At 58.6% G+C, this 17,266-nt stretch carries 17 protein-coding genes; 10 read left to right on the forward strand and 7 right to left on the reverse strand.

Translation table 11 applies throughout. The features are described 5' to 3' along the window. Positions 1 to 2 precede the first annotated feature (2 nt). The 5 genes from JSS95_05255 to JSS95_05275 all read left to right on the forward strand — a co-directional run bounded on the left by JSS95_05255 (position 3) and on the right by JSS95_05275 (position 5,153). The gene (locus JSS95_05255; GenBank protein ID MBS1799214.1) at positions 3 to 518 is read left to right on the forward strand and encodes a hypothetical protein; all 516 of its coding nucleotides are present in this window, start codon (positions 3 to 5) and stop codon (positions 516 to 518) included. 183 nt (positions 519 to 701) lie between these two features. Beyond that, the gene (locus tag JSS95_05260; GenBank protein ID MBS1799215.1) at positions 702 to 1,976 is read left to right on the forward strand and encodes a DUF2318 domain-containing protein; all 1,275 of its coding nucleotides are present in this window, start codon (positions 702 to 704) and stop codon (positions 1,974 to 1,976) included. 8 nt (positions 1,977 to 1,984) lie between these two features. Beyond that, a complete protein-coding gene (locus JSS95_05265; GenBank protein ID MBS1799216.1) occupies positions 1,985 to 3,295 on the forward strand; it encodes an ABC transporter permease in 1,311 nt (436 codons plus the stop codon). Continuing rightward, positions 3,292 to 4,398, forward strand: coding sequence for an ABC transporter permease (locus tag JSS95_05270; GenBank protein MBS1799217.1), 1,107 nt, complete (start codon positions 3,292 to 3,294; stop codon positions 4,396 to 4,398). The genes JSS95_05265 and JSS95_05270 overlap by 4 nt, the downstream gene beginning before the upstream one ends. A 5-nt stretch (positions 4,399 to 4,403) precedes the next feature. After that, the gene (locus tag JSS95_05275; GenBank protein MBS1799218.1) at positions 4,404 to 5,153 is read left to right on the forward strand and encodes an ABC transporter ATP-binding protein; all 750 of its coding nucleotides are present in this window, start codon (positions 4,404 to 4,406) and stop codon (positions 5,151 to 5,153) included. A gap of 7 nt (positions 5,154 to 5,160) precedes the next feature. Here the strand turns inward: JSS95_05275 and JSS95_05280 are convergent, their stop codons facing one another. After that, positions 5,161 to 6,018, reverse strand: coding sequence for an NAD(+)/NADH kinase (locus JSS95_05280; GenBank protein ID MBS1799219.1), 858 nt, complete (start codon positions 6,016 to 6,018; stop codon positions 5,161 to 5,163). Between the two features lie 34 nt (positions 6,019 to 6,052). Further along, the gene (locus tag JSS95_05285) at positions 6,053 to 6,817 is read right to left on the reverse strand and encodes a TlyA family RNA methyltransferase (GenBank protein MBS1799220.1); all 765 of its coding nucleotides are present in this window, start codon (positions 6,815 to 6,817) and stop codon (positions 6,053 to 6,055) included. A gap of 126 nt (positions 6,818 to 6,943) precedes the next feature. Between JSS95_05285 and JSS95_05290 the strand changes: the two genes are divergently transcribed. Then, positions 6,944 to 7,510: a sigma-70 family RNA polymerase sigma factor gene (locus JSS95_05290; protein MBS1799221.1), complete on the forward strand. Its 567-nt coding sequence runs from the start codon at positions 6,944 to 6,946 to the stop codon at positions 7,508 to 7,510. Next, positions 7,507 to 8,475: an anti-sigma factor gene (locus JSS95_05295; GenBank protein MBS1799222.1), complete on the forward strand. Its 969-nt coding sequence runs from the start codon at positions 7,507 to 7,509 to the stop codon at positions 8,473 to 8,475. Before JSS95_05290 ends, JSS95_05295 begins: the two co-directional genes overlap by 4 nt. A 20-nt stretch (positions 8,476 to 8,495) precedes the next feature. Here JSS95_05295 and JSS95_05300 read toward each other — a convergent pair whose 3' ends face one another. Next, positions 8,496 to 9,752: a YncE family protein gene (locus JSS95_05300; GenBank protein MBS1799223.1), complete on the reverse strand. Its 1,257-nt coding sequence runs from the start codon at positions 9,750 to 9,752 to the stop codon at positions 8,496 to 8,498. 165 nt (positions 9,753 to 9,917) lie between these two features. Here JSS95_05300 and JSS95_05305 point away from each other — a divergent pair, with 165 nt between their 5' ends. Continuing rightward, positions 9,918 to 10,790 carry a DUF92 domain-containing protein gene (locus JSS95_05305; protein MBS1799224.1) on the forward strand — a complete coding sequence of 291 codons (873 nt, stop codon included), beginning with the start codon at positions 9,918 to 9,920 and terminating at the stop codon, positions 10,788 to 10,790. Here the strand turns inward: JSS95_05305 and JSS95_05310 are convergent. Together JSS95_05310 and JSS95_05315 are read right to left on the reverse strand one after the other, a co-directional pair. Then, positions 10,787 to 11,443, reverse strand: a complete 657-nt coding sequence (locus JSS95_05310) for a YdcF family protein (protein MBS1799225.1) — start codon at positions 11,441 to 11,443, stop codon at positions 10,787 to 10,789. The genes JSS95_05305 and JSS95_05310 overlap by 4 nt on opposite strands. 76 nt (positions 11,444 to 11,519) lie before the next feature. Beyond that, entirely contained in the window at positions 11,520 to 12,164 is a 645-nt protein-coding gene (locus tag JSS95_05315; protein ID MBS1799226.1) for a threonylcarbamoyl-AMP synthase, read from the reverse strand. 98 nt (positions 12,165 to 12,262) lie between these two features. Here JSS95_05315 and JSS95_05320 point away from each other — a divergent pair, with 98 nt between their 5' ends. After that, on the forward strand, positions 12,263 to 13,123 hold the full coding sequence (locus tag JSS95_05320) for an RNA methyltransferase (GenBank protein MBS1799227.1): 861 nt from the start codon (positions 12,263 to 12,265) through the stop codon (positions 13,121 to 13,123). Beyond that, positions 13,120 to 14,454 carry a replication-associated recombination protein A gene (locus tag JSS95_05325; protein MBS1799228.1) on the forward strand — a complete coding sequence of 445 codons (1,335 nt, stop codon included), beginning with the start codon at positions 13,120 to 13,122 and terminating at the stop codon, positions 14,452 to 14,454. Before JSS95_05320 ends, JSS95_05325 begins: the two co-directional genes overlap by 4 nt. Here JSS95_05325 and JSS95_05330 read toward each other — a convergent pair. Together JSS95_05330 and JSS95_05335 are read right to left on the reverse strand one after the other, a co-directional pair. After that, entirely contained in the window at positions 14,451 to 15,053 is a 603-nt protein-coding gene (locus JSS95_05330) for a redoxin domain-containing protein (protein ID MBS1799229.1), read from the reverse strand. The genes JSS95_05325 and JSS95_05330 overlap by 4 nt on opposite strands. Positions 15,054 to 15,163: 110 nt before the next feature. Next, positions 15,164 to 17,260: a thioredoxin family protein gene (locus tag JSS95_05335; GenBank protein MBS1799230.1), complete on the reverse strand. Its 2,097-nt coding sequence runs from the start codon at positions 17,258 to 17,260 to the stop codon at positions 15,164 to 15,166. Positions 17,261 to 17,266: the final 6 nt, after the last annotated feature.

Consider the following 17,266-nt stretch of genomic DNA (forward strand, 5'->3'; position numbering starts at 1 on the left):
CCATGCGCCGCCATATCGTCGCCGGTTTGTTGATGATCAGCCTGATCGTCCAGTGCCGGTTTGTTCATGCACAGGATGCGGAGCCATCCGCAACAGGTACAGTACATCGTTCGACGACTGGCTCGATAACCTACACCAACCGTAAATACGGGTTCTGCTTCGTGCTCCCTTCTGCATGGAACGGCTATTCCATCGTCGTTGGCAGGTGGACTGGCATGGCGACGGACGGGTCATCTCCTACGCCAGCCATACATGGTCCGGAGCTTTCCATTCGAAACCCTCGGTGGACTAAAACCAATCCACGCCAGGACATACCCATCATGATCTTTACCCGCAAACAATGGGACCTCGTCTTCCAGGAAAAGATCGCGGTGAGTGCGGCACCCATAGGGCCAAGCGAGCTCGGAAGAAATAGCCGGTATGTCTTTGCGTTGCCTCCCAGATACAATTATGCCTTTCCTCAAGGTTATGAAGAGGTTGAAAGGATCATCGCCGGCCACCCGCTTGATGCGTTCTGAGAGCACCTCCCTCTTCCCTGGCACCCCTGGGAATCTGCGACTGAATAGGTCGCAATAATTGACGACCAAATTAGTCCTCAATAGACTAGAGATATCTGATTCAGGGCATTAGGTGCCTTGACAATCAGGGGACACGGAGTTCCGGGGCAGGCTAGACGGCTCTCCAGGGAAGAGAAATACCTCATGCTGCAGGCATTTATCATTACGCTCCGCGAAGGTGTGGAGGCCGCGCTGATCATCGGCATCGTCTTCGCCTACCTTACCAAGATAGGCCGTCAGGAGCTGAAGCGGACGGTTTTCTGGGCCCTGGGAGCAGCTTTGGCGGCCAGTGTCGCTGTGGCTATCGTGCTGGCACGACTTCAGATCAATACAGACATCTTTGAAGGTTGGGTGATGTTGGCCGCCGCGGTCTTTGTCATCAGCATGATCTGGTTCATGCACAAGACGGCGCGGACCATGCGCGGCGATATCGAGCAAAAGATCGCGCAATACACCGGCCAGGATGGCGTCTCGAAGGCCGGGCTTTTCTTCTTCGTCTTTCTGCTCGTCTTGCGCGAGGGCGTGGAGACGGTGTTGATCCTCTCTGCTGTGACCCTCAACTCCACCGAACTGATGAGCTTTACCGGGACGCTGCTTGGGGTGGCCGTGGCGGTGGTCTTCGGTGTGCTGTTCGTGCGCGGAAGCGTCAAGATCAACCTGCAACGGTTCTTCCGTGTCACCACCGTGATCCTTTACTTCGTGGCGTTCCAGTTGACCATCAGCGGTCTGCACGAACTCAGCGAGAACGGCGTTCTTCCTTCGAGCCAGGCTGAGATGCGGCTGATCGGCCCGATCGTTCGCAACGATCTCTTCTTCTTCGTCACGATGTTGGCGCTGGCGGGTTTGATGGTACTGATGGAGTACCGCCGCCGGGCTCCCATGGCGCTTACCGCCAATGCAACGCCCGCCGACCGCAGGCGCGCGGAGTGGACCCAGCGCCGCGAGAAGATGTGGATGACCGCAGTCGTTGGCACGAGCTTCCTGTTTATTTTTCTATCCACCGCCGAGTTCATCTATGCCAAGAGTTCCACGGCGTTGTCACCGACGACCTCCGTCACACTCGTCGGCAGTCAGGTAACGGTTCCCACCGCCGACGTCAACGACGACCAGCTTCACCGCTACGGCGTGCATGTGGACGATGGCAAGGGAGGAAGCACCGAGGTGCGCTTCCTGCTGTTCAAGAAGCCGGACGGCAACATCGTCTCCGTAGGCGACGCCTGCCACATCTGCGGCCCGGTTGGCTTCTACATCGGCAGCCAGGGCATCACCTGCAAGATGTGCGCATCGCCTCTGAATGCTTCCTCCATGGGACAGGAAGGCGGGTGCAACCCGATCCCCTTGAAGAGCACGGTAGGCGGAGGCCAGGTGACGATCCAGGCCGCCGACCTCAAGACGCTGGTCGCTGTATTTGAACGCTAGGTGAGGCAATGTTCTTTCGGCTACTGATGGAGAGCTTCCGGCGGCAGCGGCGACGCAAGACACTTGCGGGCCTCGCAATCCTGCTTGGAACAACTGCGGTGACCGCAATGCTGGCACTCGCGACCACCATCGGCGATCGCATCCACGACGAACTCGCTGTCTACGGCGCGAACATCGTGGTCCACCCGGCGGCCGATCAACTTGACGTGAAGGTGGGCGGCGTCGACGTGAAGCCTGTCTCAGGCGGAGCTTACCTGAAAGAGTCGGACCTCAAGAAGCTGCGTGGCATCTTCTGGGCGAACAACATCACTGGGGTTTCGCCCGAGCTTCCTGTCCATATCGCTGGAAGTACATCCGGCGGACGCGCAGTGGATGCAGCCGCCACCGGCATGTGGTTTCGTCACTCGCTCAGCAGCGGCGGAGGCTCCGCTCTGGTGACAGGCGCTCCCGCACTCCACCCACTTTGGAAACTGGAAGGTGCGTGGCCCAACGAAACAAAGACGACGGGCGGCGAAGCGGAGGCAGTGGCTGGCAACACTCTGGCTTCAATGCTTGGGCTGCACATAGGGGACACGATCACCACCTCTCCTCAGAACACCATGCTGCGCATCGTCGGCATTGTCACGACCGGCGCCGCAACGGACGATCAGCTTCTTCTCCCGCTCAATGCCGCGCAGAGGATCGCCGGAACACCCGATGCCGTGCGGCGCGTTGAGATCTCCGCTCGTACGAAGCCAGAGGACGCCTTCGCGCGCAAGGACCCCGATTCCCTCTCGCCGAAGCTGCGCGAGGTCTGGTATTGCAGGCCCTACGCGAACTCTATCGCCTACCAGATTCGCGAGGCGATCCCCGGTGCGCGGGCCGAGCAGGTCCGTCGCGTCGAACAGAGCGAGGGCAATGTGCTGAAGCGCATCAGCGGCCTGATGTGGCTGATCAGCGCAGCCGCCATGCTGGCCGCGGGCTTTGCCGTAAGCGCGGCGATGGCGACGGCCATTCTGGAACGACAGGGCGAGATCGGCCTGATGCGCTCTCTCGGCGCCAGCAAGGGCGCCATCGCCATGTTGTTTTACGCGGAGACCGGGCTGCTTGCGTTGCTCGCCGGTGGGCTTGGTTATTTTGCTGGCTCCGGACTGGCAGGGTGGTTAGGAGCGCGAATCTTCGGCTCGGATGCTCCTCTTACCGCTGCGAGCGTCTTCAATCCGGTGCTGCTTCCTGTCATCGTCGCGCTGGCCCTCGTGGTCGCGCTCGCGGGCAGCACGCCGGCGATCCGCCGCGCCCTGACCATGGATCCCTCCGCCATTCTGAGGGCCGACGTATGAGCCGGCAGTTAAACATCGTCAGCATGTTGCGCCGCTCACTGGTGCATCGCAGGGCGCGCAGCCTGTCGGCGCTGATGGCGATGACCATCTCTGCTGCTGTGGCAACGGCGCTGCTCACGCTCTACGCCGACCTCGACGCCAAGCTGCATCACGAGTTTCGCAACTTCGGCGCAAACATCGTGATCACTCCCGCCGAGGCTGGAAAGTCGTTCCCGCCTGACACGCTCGAACGTGTGCAGGCAGCCGCGGGACCGGACGCTGTCGCCGCAGAGTTTGCCTATGCCGTTGCCACCACGGACCGCGGAACACCGGTCGTCGTCTCCGGAACAGACTTTGACGCTGTACGCCGCCTGAACGCCTGGTGGCAGGTGGACGCATGGCCCGCTGCGAATGAAGCTGACGCGGCTCTACTCGGGCAACGTGCGGCCCAGTTCGTCGCCGACGAGCACTCCGTCCAACTCACCTTTGATGGCCGTCCCCTGACGCTACGGGGCGCGGGCAGACTGCGCACCGGCGACGCCGAAGACAGCCGCATCTACATGCCGCTGTCTACCTTTACCGCGTGGACGGGCGCGCAGCCAGGCGTGATCGAGATACAGATCGCCGGTGGGGCCGTCAAGGTTGAAGCCGCAATCGAGCGGCTGAGACAGCTTCCCGGCCTGAAGATCGAGCCCGTACGCCAGTTGGTCGAAGGCGAAGACCGCATCGTCGACAAGACGCATGCGCTGATGTACGGGGCCGTGCTCCTGATCGCGCTCACCGTCGCGGTAAGTGTGCTGGCAACACTTTCGGCCAGCGTGCTCGAGCGCAGGCGCGACTTCGCACTGATGAAGGCGCTCGGCGGATCGCAGGCTCAGTTGATGGCGATGTTCCTGCTTGAAGCGATGGTCCTTGCTGTCGCTGGTGTCGCGGCAGGCTTTGTGCTCGGCTCCGCAGCCGCCTTTGCCATCAGCCAACTCAACTTCCATACGGCCACGCTTCCGCGCGTGGGGGTGCTTCCGGCCGTCGTACTTCTAAATATTCTGATTGCAGCTCTGGCGGCAATGCTTCCGGCCCGTGTTCTGCGAAATCTGCAACCTGCGGCCCTGCTTAAAGGCGAGTGAGATTGATGACGAACGATAGTCCTCTGGTAGAAAACCTGATCGAACAGACGCGACCCGACTGCGCGGTGATTGCCTTGAACGGCGTGACGCGCGAGTATGAAGGCCATGCGGGCAAGGTATGCGCACTCGACCATGCCTCGTTCTCCATCGTTGCCGGGGAGTGGGTCGCCATCACCGGCCCCTCTGGCTCGGGCAAGAGCACGCTGGTCAACCTGATCGGCTGCCTCGACCGGCCGACACAGGGGCAGCTTCACATCGATGGCGTCAATGTCGCCAGTATGTCCGCCACGGAACTGGACCGTTTTCGCGCCGACAAAATCGGCTTTATCTTCCAGCAGTTTCACCTGATTCCTTACCTGTCGGCGATTGAAAACGTCATGCTCGCGCAGTACTTCCACTCCATGACAGACGAGAAGGAAGCCCGCACCGCGCTCGAGCGCGTGGGACTGGGACAACGCGCCGACCACCTGCCCAGCGAACTCTCGGGCGGCGAGCAGCAGCGTGTCTGCGTGGCCCGAGCGTTGATCAACAACCCGCCCATCCTCCTTGCCGATGAGCCAACCGGAAACCTGGACGCGGCAAACCAGAAGATCGTCGCCGGGCTGCTTGAAGACCTGCACAGACAAGGCCACACCATCGTGATGGTGACGCACGACCCTGAGATGGCCTCGCTGGCCCAGCGCCGGATTGCGCTGAGTCACGGCAAGGTCTTCTGTCACCCGGTTGGCGGTCCGGTGGTTACCTTACGCCGCTAGGTTGGAATCAGCGTTCGCCCCAGCTCAGTTTGCTTCGCAGCACGCTGAACAGTCCGTTACGTCGAGGTCTTAGGAGTCGTACCCCGTGCTCTGAGCGGCAGCAGCGCACCTCGTCCCCCAACTCCAGCTCAATCGCTTCCTGCCCGTCCACGGTCAGGTAAGTCAGGTTGGGAACGCCCTCGATGTGAATCGTTACCGTCGACTCTCCAGGCACAACGATAGGTCGAATCGTCAGCAGGTGCGGACAGACGGGTGTCACCACGAGAGCATTCACCGAAGGCATGACGATGGGGCCGTTGGCCGAAAGATTGTATGCTGTGGAGCCCGTCGGCGTAGAGACGATGATGCCATCGGCTCGCATTGCGCCAACAAACTGCTGGTCGATCTCGACGGAGAAATCGGCCATACGCGCGATCGATCCCTTTGAGACGACAATGTCGTTGAGAGCGTCCCACTCCTTGATCGTCCTGCCTGCGCGCCGCAGCTCGATGCGGATCATGTCGCGAACTTCGACGCTCGCACAGTTGTCGCACCACGACTCAAGGGCTGTATACAGCTCCGACAGTGGAACTTCCGTCAGAAAACCGAGCGAACCTAAATTCACGCCAAGGATCGGCGTTGGAGAATGAGCAAAGGCCCTTGCCGCGGCAAGTAGCGTTCCGTCGCCGCCCAGAACAATCACCAGATGAGGGTGGTGTTTAGGCATGTCGCTGCGCTGAACTGACTTCCGCGCATCAAGATAGGCGGCGCTATGCGGATCGAGCAGCGGCTCGTAGTCATGGCTCTCAAGCCACGCAATCAGTTCTGAAAGAATTGTGGCAAGCTCCGGCTTCTGCGGCTTCGAGATGATGGCGGCCTTGAACATTAGTGCTAGTGTACCGGCTCCTCAGACCACGGGTTTACGTTGCTCCGAATACTGCGCGAAGAAGATACTCCCGGTTACCCTCCATACCCTGGATCGGGGAGTCTATGACCTCCAACTCCGTTCCACCAAGCCCCGCAACGCACTCTGTCACGCGCTCGATCGCCTCCCTGCGCGCTCCTTCATCGCGCACGATACCCCCCTTGCCGACGTTGTGCCGGCCAGCCTCGAACTGCGGCTTGATGAGGACCACGGCGGTTCCCTTCCACGGCACTCCCTCACAACCCAACGCAGCCATGACGGCCGGCAGGACCAGCGTCGCCGAGATGAACGAGACATCCATCGAGAAAAACCCTGGAGCAGGCCGGCCGGCTGAAAGAAGCTCTCCTACAGTCAGTAGCCGCGCGTTGGTTCGTTCTCGTAGCGTAACGCGTGGATCAGCGCGGAGTTTCTGTGCTATCTGACCATAGCCCGTATCCACCGCAAGTACAGAGGCTGCGCCGGCCTGAAGCATGCAGTCGGTAAATCCTCCCGTCGAAGACCCTATATCGACGGCATGAAGACCTTCCAACGAGATATTCCAATGCGCAAGCGCATGCTCAAGCTTTAGTCCGCCGCGGCTGACGTACTTCAGATCGCTTCCCAGCAGACGAACAATCGCATCCTCGGAGACATTCGCTCCCGGTTTATCGATCTTCTGCTCGTTGACGAGCACGCGTCCCGCGAGAATCAGGGCCTGCGCCCGCTCGCGAGAAGCGGCGTGTCCCTGATCGACCAGAAATTTGTCTAGGCGGTTCTTCATGAGGTGATTCAATCTCTCTGCAGCGGGGAGTCGCTTATTCATTAAGGTACATTGTGGCGTTCCATAGGTTAGAGTTGCTAGGAAAGAACTTATCGGGCAATCCAACCTTCCGGCAGGAACGTATTGATGTACAGAGAGATGGGACTGGCCAACGCTTCGCCGCAGCAGTCGCAGGATGATGCAACCCTGCTCGCGTTGGTGCGTCGCGGCGACGAACATGCCATGGCCTCTATCTACGATCGCTATTCCAAGGTTGTCTACTCCGTTGCCTTGCGCGTGCTGCGCGATCCTGCATCGGCGGAAGATGTGCTTCAGGAGGTTTTTTTGCAGGTTTGGCGCAGCCCGGAACGCTTTGTCGCCCTCCGAGGGAGCCTGGGAGGATGGCTCACTGTCGTCACGCGAAACCGGTCGATCGATGCTCTGCGCCGCAAAAAACCCAGCGACACGATTGACGACCTCTCGCTGGCCTCACAATACGATCTCGCAGTCGAAGCTGAACGCAACACCATGGCGGAAAAGGCCCGCACGGTCATCGTCAGACTGCCTCCCGAGCAGCGTAAGACGCTTGAGATGGCCTTCTTCGACGGCCTTACCCACTCCGAGATTGCCGAGATGACAGGCGATCCCCTTGGCACCGTCAAAACCAGAATCCGCAGTGCGCTGACGACACTGAGAAAGGCGTTTCTGGTATGAGCACAACCGGCCATTACGACCAGGGCGATCTGGCTCTGTTTGCCATGCAGTTGCTACCGCGCAACGAACATGTAGCCATGGCATCTCATATCTCCAGTTGCACCTACTGCCGGCAGGAACTGGCGAGCCTTCAGGGGGATCTGGCAGCGTATGCCCACACGGTAGACATGCACTCCCCCCCGGCGTTGACCCGGGAACGTTTTTTGAACCAGGTCGCCCGAGAGAAGCGGTTTGTCCCATTGGACCAGCCTGAACCCGAGCGCCTGCCACCAGTGCCTGTTCAGCGTCTCGAACGAATGGAGCGCATTGAGGCAGCCGCGGCTGGAAAGCCGCTGGGATATACGTCGCGAGGCCAGCAGTACACCACCGGTCTCGGCAGCGGACGCTATCTTGATGAAGCGGACGAGCGGCAAACAGGTCAGGTCTCGATGGTGGCCAGGGCCTTTACCTCAGCCTTTCCCTGGATTGGGTGGGCGGTGGCGGCAGTATTGGCGATTACTGCTGGAAATCTTTACCACGAGCGCGAGGCACAGCGCGCGAAGCTCATTTCACAGGCTGGAGCAATCGACCGCCTCAACTCCGATGCGGCTGGAGCGAAACAGCTTCTGGAGACCATCACCGATGCCTCGGCGCGCCAGGTAACGCTCACCAAGGCCAACGAATCTCCAGCCCCGTCTGTCCCACAGGCCAGGGTGACCTATGTCGCCTCGAAAGGATCGCTGATCTTCCTTGCGAGCAATCTGGAACCTATCGAAAGTTTCAAGACCTATGAGCTTTGGCTGATTCCCTCCGATGGAGGCGATCCAATCCCTGCCGGCACCTTCAGGCCCGATGCGCGCGGCAACGCCAGCGTCATTCTGCCGCCTTTGCCTAAGGGCATTGACGCCAAAGTATTTGGAGTCACCATCGAAGCCGATGGCGGTTCGCAAACGCCCACGATGCCTATCGTGCTCGCAGGAAGCTAAACCACATCGCTGAAGAGCGGCTACGGTATCTGGGCGCGAACCTGAACACCTTTACCCTGCAAGGGGATGGTCGTTTCGACAACGTCGGTATCGGTGCGAATGATCGTCATATTGTTCGACTCAGGAGAGGTGACGTAGACCTTCCCTGTCGGTGTTCCGTTGATCGCCGCAATAAAGTTCGGGTGCACGGTTGCTGGAACCGGAATCGTAGCCGTCACCGTGTTGGAGGTTAGATTGACGACGGAGACTGTACTGTCGGCCTGGTTCACGACATAAGCGCGAGAACCATCTTGCAGGACAGCAACCATGCGAGGATTGACTCCCACCGGCACCGTTGCCAGCACCTGACCGAAGCCATTGGCATCGATCGGGTTGGTCGGATCGCAGTTCGGGTTTCCCGGCAGAGCCGCCGCAGAGCAAAGCGGGATGTTGATGATGCTCACAGAGCCCTTGGATGTTCCATCACCGGCATTCGCAATAACCAGTTCATTCTTTGTTGGTGCCAGATCTGCCCATACAGGAGAAGTCCCAACCGGGATTGGATTGACTGCCGGTGAAGGTACTGCGTCAAGCTGGTTCGCCTGTGAGTTGATGACGGAAACTGTTCCGTCACCCTGGTTCATGATGAACGCCCGTTTTCCGTCAGCCGTCATCACGCCGTAAATTGGCGCTTTGCCCACCTGGATGATGCCGGAGATCGTATTGCTCGAAGTCTCAATCGCAGCAACCTGCCCGCTGCCACCTCCAGTGTTCTGGTTGATGACATACTGCCTGGCAGCTCCCGAAACGCCTGCAATATAAACCGGCGTGAAACCGGATGCGATCGGAAGTTCCTGGTTCAAAGCCGGTGGAAACCCCTTCAACTGAGCCACTGCGGTACGGCCTGCCTCAGTAACAAATGTCGATGTCGAGTCGGGAAAAATACTGTTCGGCAAAGCGCCGTTCAGAAGCGTTGTCTGCACGACATCGCGTGTCTGCAACTGGTTCGAAACATCGAAGCTGGTCATCGTGCCGTCGCCATTCAAGGTGTAACCGGTATTTCCGCCCGCGTTCAGGATGAAATAGTACGGTGCGACTCCAACGTTGGCCGTGATAAGCACTGTATCGCCGGAAAAATCCACAATCGTCAGAAGCCCTGGAAGCCCATTGCCCGGATCGGAGATGGCGACCGCGTACTTCTGCGGCTGCGAGGCAGGACCCACAGGATTGATCGCCGTGACCACGGGACGATACGTGTTGCCGCACCCGGAGATCGCCGCCAGCGTTGAGGCCCCCAGAACGACAGTACCGAAGGCTTTGACCTGAGACAGGATTCGAGACCGCATGGATCGCCGGTTGTCCCGGCCCCAGATAGTTGCTTCTGCTTCAATTCTTGCTAAACGCAAAACTGCTCCCGCCGTGTTACTGGTGTTGGCTATGCTATGTCAGATTGTAAATCACTTATGACCATCGGACCGGGTATCTACAACAAGTCCACCGGGAGGAATAGGCCAATCTTCCCCGCCCGGGATCATCTCCAATCCCGCCTGCTAACCTGCGTCGTGACGGGCTTGCTCCTTCTGGCTGTGGCCATGCCTCCAATAGCCGCTCACGGGCTTGGGCAGCCTATGCGGTCTGTCGGCATCCCGCTGCTCGTCAGCCTCAGCTTTGGAGCGGCGGTATGGGCCTTGCGCGCGGCGACCATGGGCGGAGTCGTCCTCGGGATACTCATCTGTTTCCTCCTGGCCCAATCTCCACAGATATCGAACGGAATTTTTACGCATTCCGTTGGGCGCTCCGCGCTCCCCGCCCTCGTCGCCGTATTTGCAATATCCTTTGCCGCAACAAAGTTCCGCCGCTCACGCAAGGAAGCACAGGGTCTGGCTGAGCCACGACGTGGCAGACAAGCCTCGCAGATTGCCGCAAACCTTGGGATCGCCGCTTTGTTCGCCGCAACGGGACGTTACGAAGGCTGCATCGCGGCTCTCGCCGAGGCCGCAGGAGACACAGCTTCGTCTGAAATAGGTCAGGCTGTCGGAGGGCCCGTAAGATTACTGACCACAGGGAAGCCCGCGCCCGCAGGAACAAATGGCGGAATTACTCTTGCCGGAACCATGGCCGCCTTGTTCGGCGCTGCGATAACCGTTTCGGTTGGCGCACTGAACCATGCTTTATGGCCTCACGCCTTAGTGATCTTCTTGGCCGCCTGCGCCGGGGTCATCTTCGACAGCCTGCTTGGCGCAACGGCAGAAAACAAGGGCTGGATCGGCAATGACCTGGTCAACTTCGCTTCCACACTGTTTGCCGCTCTGCTGGCGACCTTTCTGAGCCGCTAGTAGTCATCCTCGCCTGCGAGCCATCTCCGCGGCCAACCAATATCGAGGTGAAGTTTCGAGGCGGTATAGCTGACGATCTCGTGCAGATATCTCATCGTAAGATCGTACTGACTGATATGCCCTACTGTAGCTCTCGGTGAGGTGTAGACGTCCAGACCAGCGTCTCGGCAAAGTTCACGGATACGAAACAGGTGTGTGCCGTCTGAGACGACAACAATATGTTGCAGGTTGTTGTCTCGCGCTATCGCTGCCAACCGGCGCACCTGTTGCTCAGTGTCGAATGAATGGGTCTCTGCGATGATGCTGCCAAACGGAATACCGTGCGCCAGCAGGTAATCGCGGCCGACGGCCCCTTCTGTATTGCCCGAATCCTTGTCTGACCCTCCGCCAAGAGTAATGACGAGCGGAGCAATTTGCTTTCGGTACAGATCCACTGCGTGATCCAACCTGAAATGCAGCGTTGGCGAAGGCCGCCCTAAGTACTCCGCGGCTCCAAAGACAGCGATAGCATCGGCCTGCTGTGCTTCATCCTGATTGGCTACTTCCGATATTTGCTGCGCAACATAGATCCCCCATCCCACGATGATAAGGAAAAGTGAAAGCAGAAGGCTGCGTAAAAGCACTGCGCCAGTCGAAGGAGCTTTGCGGCGCATATTGGAGTCAGGGACGATCATGATGCGTGAGAGTCGAGTTTACGGCATCTTACCGTCAGCCCGCGAGTATAGATTTCTACCGCTGTAGTGTTAGAACGATCTCATGCGTTGGAATCGCTCCTTCGCGCAGAATCATCCACGAGTTGGCGCCCCCTGACAGATCGACAATCGTCGTCGGGATAGAGCGTGCGGTAGGTCCACCATCCACAATCAATGGGATCTTATCGCCAAGCTGGTCGCGCACTCCATTCGCGTACGTACACTCCGGCATACCATGCAGATTGGCTGAGGTCGCCGTAATCGGCAGACCAAACGCCTGGACGACTGCCCTCGGAATTGCAGCCTCGGGGACACGCAGTGCAACATTCCCTGTGTTTGCCGTAACTCGCAGCGGCAGCTTCGAGCCAGCCTTCACCACTAGCGTCAGAGGTCCCGGCCAGAAGCGCTCCGCAAGCTTGTCGAAAGCCGTGTCCAGACCGCGCGCCAACTCGTATGCTTGCGAGACACCGCCAATCAACAACGACAATGGCTTGTGGCGTGCGCGGGTCTTGATCTCGTAAATGCTGTCTACAGCCCGCAGGTTGACTGGGTCGACAGCGAGCCCATAAAACGTGTCAGTCGGTAAGGCAACGACATGTCCGGAGTGAAGCCTCGATGCCACCTGGGCGACAAGCTCCGGTTCTGGCTCATCGGGATGAATGCGGAGTATCTCGGCCGTCAAAATCGTAAGGCTCCTGTGCCATGTCGAACATCTCGGAACATAGCACACCCCTGCACGGCGTTCAAAACCGGCTCGATGAGTCGGCGTAAGATGATGGCATGGCTGGAACGTCGACACCTATCTCAAGCCGCGCCAATACCCGCGTAAAACAGCTTCGAGCTGCCTTTTCGGAGCAGAAACGCTTGAGCGGTGGCCTGATTGCCATTGAAGGCGAGCACCTGCTTGAAGAAGCGTTATGCAGCGGCATCGTTCCTGAAACCGTCTTCGTTGCCGGAAGCCGCTCTCTGCCCCCTGCTCTTTCAAAGTCCGTCGAGGTTCTACGTCTGACCGAGGACGTATTTTCCAGCGCCGTAGAAACCCGGTCGCCTCAGGGTATCGCTGCGTTGATCGCAGTTCCGGCACACGATATCGGCGAGATCGCGGCTAGGGCATGTCCACTGATTCTCATTGCCGTTAGTTTGCAGGATCCAGGCAATATGGGAACACTTATCCGCTCGGCTGAAGCCTTCGGCGCAACGGGAGTCGTTACAACGCCCGGCACAGTGAGTCCGTGGAACCAGAAGGCGATTCGTTCCAGCGCAGGAAGCATATTCCGCGTGCCCGTATCCGCCGCCGTGCCGGAACAAATCGCAGCCATGCAACATCGGAACATCCGCCTCCTGGCAGCCGTCGGGGCCGCGGCCCCGGGGGTCCTTGCATCTCAGGACGCGGACCTCCGCAAACCCTGTGCCATCCTGATCGGCAACGAAGGCTCCGGCCTCTCTGCCGAATGGCTTGCGATGGCATCGGCACGCATCACGGTTCCCTGCCCGGGTCCGGTTGAGAGTTTGAACGCTGCCGTCGCCGGCTCCTTGTTACTGTACGAAGCCTCGCGTCAACGCTCCGTCATGCGACCGAACCCGACAGCGGCGCTGCAGCTTCCGAATATCCAACCTCGCCCTGCCGGAGCAGTGCGATGAGCCTCTTCGATACCTCCCCTGTTGCCGTCGCAAACAACAGGCAGGCGCCACTTGCCGAACGCATGCGTCCTCGTTCGCTCGAAGAATACGTTGGCCAGGAACACCTGCTCGCACCCGGCAAACCGCTGCGTGTTGCCATCGAAAACGACGATGCCACCTCAATGATCTTCTGGGGTCCTCCCGGCACCGGAAAGACTACGCTCGCCAAGATCATCGCCCAGCGTACGCAGTCCAGCTTCATCGAGTTCTCTGCGGTTCTAAGTGGCATCAAAGAGATCAAGCAGGTGATGGCCGATGCAGAAAAAGCCTCGCACATGGGATCGCGGACCATCCTGTTTGTCGACGAAATCCACCGCTTCAATAAAGCCCAACAGGACGCCTTCCTTCCTTACGTTGAACGCGGAACGATTCGGCTGATTGGCGCAACGACCGAGAACCCTTCATTCGAGATTATCGCCGCACTGCTTTCAAGGTGCCGCGTCTACACACTGGTTGCGCTCGCTGAAGAACAAATCGTCGCACTCCTCGAACGAGCCCTCACCGATACCGGGCGGGGTCTCGGGAATATGGGCATCACAGCCGATAGCGATTCACTCTCCACCATCGCCTCTTACTCAAGCGGCGATGCACGAAACGCTCTCAACGCTCTCGAAGCAGCCGTACGTCTAGCGCGAGGGCGCAACGAGCATGTGCTGACAAAAGACATCGCTGCGGAGGCCCTGCAACGCCGCGTCCTGCTGTACGACAAGCAGGGCGAACAGCACTACGACATCATCTCCGCGCTGCATAAGAGCGTGCGCAACTCCGATGCAGATGCAGCACTTTATTGGCTTGGTCGAATGCTCGAAGCCGGTGAAGACCCCATGTACGTCGCACGTCGTGTTGTAAGAATGGCCGTCGAAGACATCGGCCTCGCCGCACCGGAAGCACTCAACCTTTGTCTCTCGGCGAAGGACACCATGCACTTCCTCGGCCATCCTGAAGGAGAGCTGGCATTGGCACAGGCAGTCGTCTATCTCGCTCTCGCACCAAAATCGAATGCCATATACATGGCCTACAACACCGTTCGTGGCGATATCGAATCTACCGCCGCCGAACCTGTCCCGCTACATCTGCGCAATGCGCCGACAAAGCTCATGAAGGAACTGAACTACGGCAAAGACTATCAGTACGCGCACGACGTCGAGGGTCGTGTAGCAGATATGGAATGCTTGCCGCCCTCGCTCAAAGGCCGACAATACTACAAGCCAACGAACGAAGGACGAGAAAAGCTTCTATCCCAACGGATGGACGAGATCGCCCGCATCAAATCTGAAAAGCGCCCCGGCTAATCGCGATACTTTACCGAGCAGCCATAAGGCCGCGTGCTGGCTGTCGCAACAGGCTTACCCGCCATGGCTGCGTTCAGAGCTTCGTTAAGATAATTGCGAGCAGTCTTTACGTCGGCTAGATCTGTCGTGGGTTTATCGTCGATTGCACCCTGATAAATTATCTTGCCGGCAGGATCAATGACGAACATGTGCGGCGTGGTCTTTGCTTGATAAAGACGGGCGATCTCCCCTTCGGGATCAAGAAGAGCAGCGGTTGGCGACGCTTTCATCGTCTTCAGGTACTCATTTTCCTGTGCAGCCGTGACGCTTCCTTGCTCTCCCGAAGCCGACGAGATCACCGAAAACCAGATGACTCCTTTACCCGTCCATTGCCTTTGCAGAGCCTCCATGTTTCCGCTCCGGTAATGCTTTTGATCGTAGGGGCACCCTTTATTGGCCCATTCGAGCACAACATATTTGCCGCGATACTGCGACAGCGTGTGCGCAACGCCATTGGAGTCTGTTCCCTTGAAGTCCGGCGCCTGCGAGCCTGGTGTGAGCGCAATGGCGAAAGAAGAAGTCAGTGCCAGCGCAATGGACAAAAAGAAGCGGTTGAACATAGGATCACCTCAACAAAGTTATTCTGCGCCCTCGTTACAACACCTCGCAACGACACTCGTCACGCAGGAGCCAGTAGATCGCCTGTTCGCAAAGAAATACCTAAGTAAATTTATCTCGCCGTGTCTTTTTTCAAAGCATTCAACACGATATCTTTCGTCAGAAGCTCCGGCAGAACGTCCGGCGCACCATTACCCGCTGGATAGATCACATATGTCGGCACTCCACTGCGTCCTATCGATGCAAGCTGCTTTGTGATCTCAGCATCGTACTGGGTCCAGTCGGCGCGAAGCAGGGTCACCTTGTTGTCGCGAAACTGCTCCTGCACATCAGACGACTTCAAGACTACACGCTCGTTCACCTGGCAGCTAAGGCACCACGCAGCCGTAAAGTCGATAAAGACCGGATGACCCGCAGCGCGTGCTGTATCCAAGGCCTGCTGCGAGTAAGGCTGCCATGCGAGCGTCTTGTCCTTCGGCTGGTAGAGCGGCACTGAGAGCGCCAGCGCGGCAATCATTAATGCGGCAATGGAGCTTGACCATCGAGCAGGCCACCTACCCAAAACCCACCCTGCCACCGCCAGCAGCAGAAAGCATGTTAGCAGCAGCGCCGCATGATAAACACCTTGTCCGGCGCTATAGAGACTGCCATACACATAGGTCAGCCAGATCACCGTCGCGAAGAAGATCACGGCAGTAATCTGCTTGAAGACCTCCATCCATGCGCCGGGCCTTGGCAAAAGGCGTGTCCATGATGGCTGAAAGCTGAGCAGCAGATAAGGCGCTGCCAATCCCAGGGCCAACGCAGTGAATACAGCGAAGGTCACCCAGCTCGGTTGGGCCAATGCAAGGCCGATCGCTGCGCCCATAAACGGAGCGGTGCATGGTGTCGCAACAACGGTGGCAAGAACTCCCGTAAAGAAGCTGCCTGTGTATCCCTGCTTCTGCGCAAGCTCGCCTCCCGCGCTTGTCAGCGATAAGCCGATATCGAACATACCGGCCAGTGAGAGTGCAAACAGAAATATGCCCGAAGCAAGAACCGCAAGGAACGTGGGAGACTGCAATTGAAAGCCCCAGCCTGCCTGGCTTCCGCCAGCCCTCAGGACAAGCAATATCGCCACAATCGCCCAGAATGAGGCGAGAATCCCGCCCGTATAGACAAGGCCATGCTTGCGGATGCGCCCGCGCTCTTCGCTCGAAGACTGCACCAGCGACAATCCTTTGAGAAAGAGCACAGGGAATACGCATGGCATCAGGTTCAGAATCAGGCCGCCAACGAACGCCAGCCCGATAGCTGCCATCGCCGTCAATTCTCCACTGCTACCACCCGCCGCCTTGGCTCCTTCAGGTCTTGGCACCTCACCGGGTTCAACAGGAGCTTTGATCTCAAATGCGTGTTCTTCGTCAAGCTTTACGACACCATGCAGCTCCGCCGGAAGCTTGGTGAGCTCAGGAGCGCGCGGAACACGCACGCGCACACCGTTCGGCAGCGGATCGACATCCTGACCGCCTGCGTTGATAATTTGCTCCTGATCGAACGGGTAGAACTCAGCCTCGTCCTGCTTTTCCCCCGTGAGCAGGTCAATCACAAACTCTTTCTGCCCGCCCTTTACCGTGACCTTCATGTCAGGCGCAAGCGGCTTCGGAAGCAGCCCAAGCGCCTCTCCCAGTGCTCCCACCGGTCGCGCCGGCGTGGTTGCTTTGGGGTCGACTGTCAGGTTCAAGCCAAGGTGAGCTTTGCCAGGAATGCAAACCTCCCGGCATACAAGCCAGTCGATCTTCGCATCAAGATGGATCGGTCCCGGCTTGGCATTCTTGGCCGCCGTCATCAATACAGGAAATGCGACCTCGTCTTCGTAACCAAAGTCCATCAACGGGCCGAGAGGTAGCCTCGTTGGGACAGGAAAACGCATCGGCCCAGCAGTAATGCCACGCGGAAGAGTCCAGGTAATCTTCGGCGGCTCTCCTGAATCGCCCGCGTTGATCCAATACACATGCCATTTCTCTTCAAGCGTGATGACCAGCCCAACCTCAAGCGTTCCGCCAGGAGCGATCGCGGGGCCAAGCGAAACAAGCTCAGCCGTGAGATGCTGCGCCTTGACCGGGCCTGGACCTCCATCTCCAACAGGTTGAATCTGTGCAGATGCCGATACACCCGCAAACAAGGTGCAGGTCAGGAGCAATATGGCAAGATGACGGTTGATTTTCATGTGATT

The organism is Acidobacteriota bacterium, assembly GCA_018268895.1.
In the GTDB taxonomy this organism is placed as follows: Bacteria; Acidobacteriota; Terriglobia; order Terriglobales; family Acidobacteriaceae; genus Edaphobacter.